The 6727-nt window shown below is 52.1% G+C and carries 4 protein-coding genes; 1 reads left to right on the top strand and 3 read right to left on the bottom strand.

The features are described 5' to 3' along the window. Positions 1–156: 156 nt before the first annotated feature. From AC5M9B_RS09400 to AC5M9B_RS09390, 3 genes are all read right to left on the bottom strand, one after another. Positions 157–2172, bottom strand: coding sequence for a prolyl oligopeptidase family serine peptidase (locus tag AC5M9B_RS09400; protein WP_070655309.1), 2016 nt, complete (start codon positions 2170–2172; stop codon positions 157–159). Positions 2173–2444: 272 nt separating this feature from the next. Continuing rightward, positions 2445–4529, bottom strand: a complete 2085-nt coding sequence (locus AC5M9B_RS09395) for a tetratricopeptide repeat protein (RefSeq protein ID WP_083310395.1) — start codon at positions 4527–4529, stop codon at positions 2445–2447. 412 nt (positions 4530–4941) lie between these two features. Further along, complete coding sequence (locus AC5M9B_RS09390; protein WP_070655313.1) at positions 4942–5748, bottom strand: DNA ligase; 807 nt, start codon at positions 5746–5748, stop codon at positions 4942–4944. 129 nt (positions 5749–5877) lie between these two features. On the opposite strand from AC5M9B_RS09390, the gene AC5M9B_RS09385 reads away from it, so the two are divergent. Continuing rightward, the gene (locus tag AC5M9B_RS09385; protein ID WP_070655315.1) at positions 5878–6510 is read left to right on the top strand and encodes an MBL fold metallo-hydrolase; all 633 of its coding nucleotides are present in this window, start codon (positions 5878–5880) and stop codon (positions 6508–6510) included. Positions 6511–6727 lie beyond the last annotated feature (217 nt).

The raw sequence follows: 6727 nt of genomic DNA, 5'->3' as shown, positions 1-6727 counted from the left end.
GAAACGCCAAGTGTTTTATTCTTAAATCTGTTCCAACCACTGGTACCCTAGTGTTGCACTTGAAATCCGAATCCAAGAACCATTAAAAAAGGTCGTCTGAAAAAGCAATTTCAGACGACCTTTTTTCATTCGCGGCGGCAGTGTCGCTCCCTGCCCTTAGCCTAAAAACTCTTTCAAAAACAGCAACACGCAGGCGAGTTCGTCGGCGGCTTCGCGTTGCGTGCCGTTGCCGGTATGTCCGCCGCCGTCCGGAGCGTAGAGCCACGATTGCGCGGAGGTTTCGCGCAATTTGGCGTAGAACTTGAGCGCGTGGGCAGGATGGACGCGGTCGTCGCTGAGGCTGGTGGTAATGAGCGCAGGCGGATAATTGATGCCGTCTGAAAAATTGTGATACGGCGACAATTCACCCAGCCAGCGTTTGCAGACTTCGTATTTCTGCGGGTTGCCGTATTCGTCCGTCCAGCTTGCGCCGGCGGAGAGCAGCGGATAGCGGATCATGTCGGTCAGCGGCACTTCGCACACCAGCGCGCCTATGCTTTGCGGTTCGCGCACGAAGGCGGCGGCGGTAATCAGGCCGCCGTTGCTGCCACCCTGCAAACCGATGTGTTTGGGCGAACTCATGCCGCGTTCGGACAAATCGCGCACGACGGCAATCAAATCATCGACGCTTTTGTGTTTGCTGATTCCCTGCGCCGCCTGATGCCAGCGCGGGCCGAACTCGCCGCCGCCGCGTATGTTCGCCAACACGAAGGCGTTGCCCTCTTCCAGCCAGTATTTGCCGATGCTGCCCAGATAGTGCGGCAGCTCGGGCACGCCGAAACCGCCGTAGGCATAAACCAGCGTCGGCGTATCGGGCGCGGCGTTTTTGCCGACGTGGAAATAAGGGATGCGCTCGCCGTCGGACGAAACCGCCCAAAACTGCCGCACTTCGAGGTCGTCTGAAACAAACTGCTGCGGCTGGCGGCGCATGACGGTCAGTTCCATCACGTTCAAATCCAGCGCAAACAGCGTCAGCGGCGTGGTGAAATCGCTGGCGGCAAGGTAAACCACGTCGCCGCCCCAAGGCTGGTCGGTCATTTCCAGCGCGCCCGAAGGCAGGCGCGGCAACTCAGTTTCCTGCCATTTGCCATCGGTAAAGCGCCATGCTTTCAGACGGCCTTGTACGTTTTCCAGCAGGCTCGCCACCACAAAACGCTTGGTCGTTTCCACGCTTTCCAATGCCTGCGTTTCATCGGGCGCAAACAAAAGCTGCGCCGCCCCGAGTTCGCCCCGATTCAGCTTCACCGCCACCAGCGCGCCGCTCGGATAGCTTTGGTTCGCGCGGTTCCAGTCCTTGCGCAGCGTCAGCAAAAGATGCCCCGCCAGATAGCCGACCACGTCGCAATCGGCGGGCAGGTTCAACGGTTTCGCCTCGCCTTCAGACGACACCTGCAAATACGTCTTGGTGTAAAAACCGTCCGACGCTTCAATCAAATCAATCGGCGAACCCTGCGGATCAAGGTAACGCCACGCGTTCACCATCATCCCGTCTTCGCCGATTTGGTACACCGGCAGGCTTTCCTCGAAACTCTTGCCGCGCTCCACCAGCCACACCTCGCGCGGATAGCCCGATTCGGTCAACTGCCGCTCGTCCCAAGCCGGACACACCCACACGCTGTTTTCATCGCGCCACGACACATGGTTTTTCCCCGCCGGAAAATGAAAGCCGCCCTCGACCAGCCCGCCCGCTTCCAAATCCACTTCCAACGTATAAGCCGTATCGCCGCCCGATTTGCTCAAGGTCAACAGCGCGCGATTGGGCTGCTCCACCAAGTGCGACACCCCTCCCAGATACACATCGTCGCCGAGCAACTCATCGAAATCCGCCACCGAAAACAGGATTTTCCACTCAGGATAGCCCGAACGGTAGGTCGCCGCCGTACACACACGGTACACGCCCTTCGGATATTCCGCGTCCTGATGGAAGTGGTACATCCGCGCGCGGTGTTCCTGACAAAACGGAATCTGCCGCGTGTCCTGCATCTGCGCCAAAATCCCGTCCGACAGCGCGCGCGCCTTATCGTTTTCCAAAAAACGCGCACGCGTTTCGGCATGCGCTTCAGCGGCGAAGTTTTGCGTTTCGGGGGCGTCGAGGTTTTCGAAATGGAGATAGGAATCGGGGTAGGATTTCATAGAAAAGGGGCCGTCTGAAAATAGCGAAAGCGGGAATTATAGCGGGAAAAACCTTGTTGCCAGACAAAAAGGCCGTCTGAAAACGAGTGTGGCGGGTTTCGCTACCGCTTCCGATACACTGCCCGTCATTCCCGCGCAGGCGGGAATCCAGAAAGCAGAATTTAGGAAACCTTTTTTCCCGACAGATTTCTGTGCCGACAGGACTGGATTCCCGCCTGCGCGGGAATGCCGGCTGATAATAGATACCCGTATCGAAAATTAAGCAAACCCATCTACTTATTCGGCGGATTAATCGGCAGCGTCGAGCGGGAGACTTTGACGTCGGGGCATTTTTGCTTCATCTGATAGCGGAACACTTCCGCCTTGCGTTGATTGCCGGTTTTTTCGTAATTCGTACCCAAAATCACCTCGTCCGCCAGATTCCGTATATCGGCATAAGGGATATAGAGGGATTGGGTCGTCTCGCAATATTCGATTTCCTCCGAATCGATTGGTTTGATAACCAGCAGGCGGAACTCTTCTTCGTCGCGGAAGGCGAAGTCTTTAAACAGATAGCGGATGTATTCCAAGGCTTCTTTATCGTCGTCGCTGACGGCGGAGTTGTCCTTGAAAAACTCGATAAGCTCTTCCAACGCTTCTTTTAATTTTTCCAAGCGGAACTGATGCCAGTCTTCATTTCCGACGGGTTTCAGGCGGATACCGAATTTCAGTTTTTCTTGAGGAAGAAGCCATATCCCGCATTTCTTTTCCGCAATATATTCATCTTTGTATGCGATATAAGCAATCTGATAGAGCGGCAGTTTTTCGTATTTATCATTCCAAAAACCGTCTTCCGGCAGGTCGTCTGAATTCTGACCATATTTTTGGGATGGGTTATGGAACGAAGCAGAAACATCCACTTCTCTAAGCCAATCTCCGTTTTTATTGAACACCAGACAGCAGCCCGAAGCCTCCACGCCGCCCTCTTTGCCATACAGGCGGAACTGGTTCAAATCGTTGACGCGGCTGGAGAAGCAGGTAAAAAAGGCATTATGGGACGCGCCATCCGCCTTGTTTTCCAACTCCAAATCTTGCTGGTTCAATAAGTCCAGTAGTGGCTTGCCTTCGGACGGATCGTTCATATAGGTGGAGCTGCCGAGTCGCATTGGACTGGCGGTTTCGTTGCCGCCGATGCCGAATAATATATGGCATACATGGGGCGAAGTGTAATGCGCCATCGGGGTAAAGCCCAACTCTATCGGCGTAATATGGAGAACCGCCAATACGGTTGCAACGGCGTCTTGCGGTTGTGAAGTCTCCCCTTTGAAAAGCGATTCCTGTATTTCTTGTTTTTTCTTTTCGAAATAGGAATTCCAGTCTTCATTGAGGTAATCAATATCCGTTAAACCTTGACGGATGCTTTTTTCCCATTCTTTTTCTTCATCACTTAATTGTGGTAATTGTTCGTAGGCAGCAGAAAAATATTTGCTAGCCAGACATTTAGCAAATTTTTCCGCTTCAGGTGTACTTTTACTTCTCTTAATCCGTTCAAGATAACAACGACCAAGCCGAAATTGGGCATAGATTTGTTGTTGAATACGATCTTGTTTATCCGTCAGTTGCTTGGTAAGTTTTAACAATTCTCGAAGGTGTTCAACAGCTTTTTCAAACAGTTTATTTGCTTTATCCGTATCTTTGGTTTTTTGAGCCTGTTCTAAATAACAAGTGCCAAGCCCATATTGTGCAAGGATTTGATACTGAATCTTGGCTTGTTTATCTTCCAGCTGTTCGGTAAGCTCCAATTCCTTCTTAAAATCTTCAACAGCCTGCCCGAACCGTTTGTCTGCTTTATTCGTATCTTTAGTTTTTTTGGCCTGTTCGAAATAACAGCTGCCAAGCCGAAATTGGGCAACAATTTGCTTATGAATCTTGTCCTGTCCATCTTTTAGCTGTTTGGTAAGCTCCAACCGTTTCCTAGAATATTCAACGGCCTGTCCGAATAGTTTGTCTGCTTTGTCCGTATCTTTGGTTTTTTGGGCATGTTTCAAATAACAAAAGCTAAGCCGAAATTGGGCAATAATTTGCTCCTCAATCTTGTTCTGTTCATCTTCCAGCTGTTTGGTAAGCTGCAATAATTCCTGAAAATGCCAAACGGCCTGTTCGAATAGTCCGTCTGCTTTATCCGTATCTTTGGCATTTATGGCTTGTTCCAAATAACAACCGCCAAGCCGATTTTGAATCTTAATTTGCTCTGGAATTTGAGTATTTTTATCCGTAATCCCGTCCCAAGCCTGATGAAGTATTTCAATCGCTTCAGCGTATTTTTTCTCATTAAATAATTGGACTGCTGCACTAATCAAATCATTAACATCCATCATTTATCCCTCTATCAAACCAATCCATTAAAAATCAATCAGGCGGAAATTGTACATGATAATAATCAATTAACTTAATCCGATACGTTGTTTACCTTCTGCCGTCATTCCCGCCCCCGCCTACGCGAGGACAGGCTATGGCGGGAATCCAGGATGCAGAATTGAGGAAACCTTTTTGCCCGATAAGTTTCCGTGCGGATAGGACTGGATTCCCGCCTGCGCGGGAATGACGGGCTAAAGGGAATGACGAGGCTAAATAAGCTGCTGTATCAAAGGTTAAATTCCCCGCGATATACCAAAGCTCCCCCTCCCGCCCCCAAAGCCGAAAACCAATTCAGTATCCATCCATGTTTATAAAAAGGTCGTCTGAAAACCTAAAAATACGGTTTTCAGACGACCTTTCGACCATCGGCTCTTACCTGTCCGTTCTAACCCGCACAAACGTGGCAAATTTCGGCGTGCCTTTTTGTGTGAAGCCGCGGTAGCGGTATGTGATGACCGCGCCGATTTTGGGCGGGTTGTCGCGGTCTTTGTCTTTGAAGCCGCTGCCGATGCGGAATTCGCCGTGTCGGTTTTTGCAGCCGACCGCGCCCAGCCGTCCGGCGTTGCGCCCTTTGCCTTCATAATGCCGCGTTACCGTGCATTCGTCGTCGTATTGGCTTTTCAGCTTCAATAATTGGCTGCTCCTGCCGCCGCTGTAACGTGATTCGGGCTGGCGCAGCATCACGCCTTCGCCGCCCTGCGCTTCGATTTGTTTCAAAAAATCCATCGCGTGCTGCCGGTCGCGGACTTTGGTTTGCGGGATGATGGTGATGGGCGCGTTCGGATGCGTTTTCAGCCATTGCGTTGCGACGGCGAGGCGCTGGTAGAGATTGCCCTGCGCTTTGGGTACATCGAAAACATGAAGTCGGATGCCGCGCCAGTCGCCGGAAGACGAGCGTACGGCGGCGGAAATCTGTTCAAACTGCCCGCGTCCGCTATACAGCTCGCCGTCGAGCGGATACGGCGGGAACTGCGCGGTAAAACCTTTGGGCGGTGTGAACGCGTAGCCCTGCCTGCTGACCAGTTGCCGCCCGTCCCAATACGCGCGCACGCCGTCGAGCTTCTCGCTCATCGCCCAGCCTATAATGTCTTGGTCTTTGTATTCCTGCGCCAGCATCAAATCCGCGCCGAGCGCCGTTTGGATGAAAAAAGCGGCAAAAATCGGTATCATGCCCTGCATTGAAGTTCTCATAAACGTTCCTGTAATGTGAGTGATTATTTCAAATATAATAATGATACCGCATAAACAGACCGAAGGTCGTCTGAAAATATCCGCCCCGTCCAACCACTACCCAAGGAATCCCGCCTCATGGCACTTCAAGCCGAAATTATTGCCGTTACCCCTTTCCGCCAAAACTGCACCCTTTTGTGGGATGACGAAACCCGCGAAGCCGTCCTGACCGATGTCGGCGGCGACGTTTCCTACCTCCTGCAAGAGCTGGACGCGAAAAACCTCACCCTGACCGCCATTTGGCTGACCCACGGACACCTCGACCATGCCGGCGGCGTGGTGGAATTGCGTGAACACCACCCCGTCCCCGTCATCGGCCCTCATGCGGACGACGAATTTCTGCTGCAAGCCCTGCCCGAAACGACCGCCCAATACGGCTTTCCCGTTTCCCCCGCGTTTAAGCCGACCCGTTGGCTGACCGAAGGCGAAACGCTCAAGGTCGGCAGCCACGCCTTCCAAGTCCTGCACATCCCCGGCCACACGCCCGGCCACGTCGTTTTTTACTGCGCCGAAGCAGGGCTGCTCATCGCGGGCGACGTACTGTTTTACGAAACCATAGGCAGAACCGACTTCCCGCGCGGCAACCACGCCGACCTCATCCATAATATCCGCACCAAACTGTTCGCCCTGCCCGAAGACACCCGCGTCATCGCCGGACACGGCAGAATGACCGACATCGGGCATGAAAAACGGCACAATCCGTTTTTTTAAAACCTGAAAGCGAAAGGTCGTCTGAAACACGGATAAGCGTTTCAGACGACCTTTTTAAAAAATTGGCATAAAACTTGCATGGAATCTGAACAAGAAATTAACATTTCGCCTTAAATTTGATTAAACATCAAAATAAACAACCAGTAACGCGATTTTACCCGACCCGGACACACGCTTGCCTGAAGCCGATGTACCATCATTTCCAATTATATCCGTA

The sequence above is a fragment of the Neisseria flava genome (assembly GCF_982712965.1).
The sequence above is the reverse complement of the archived record's forward strand: the minus strand, read 5'-3'. Positions and strand labels throughout refer to the sequence as shown.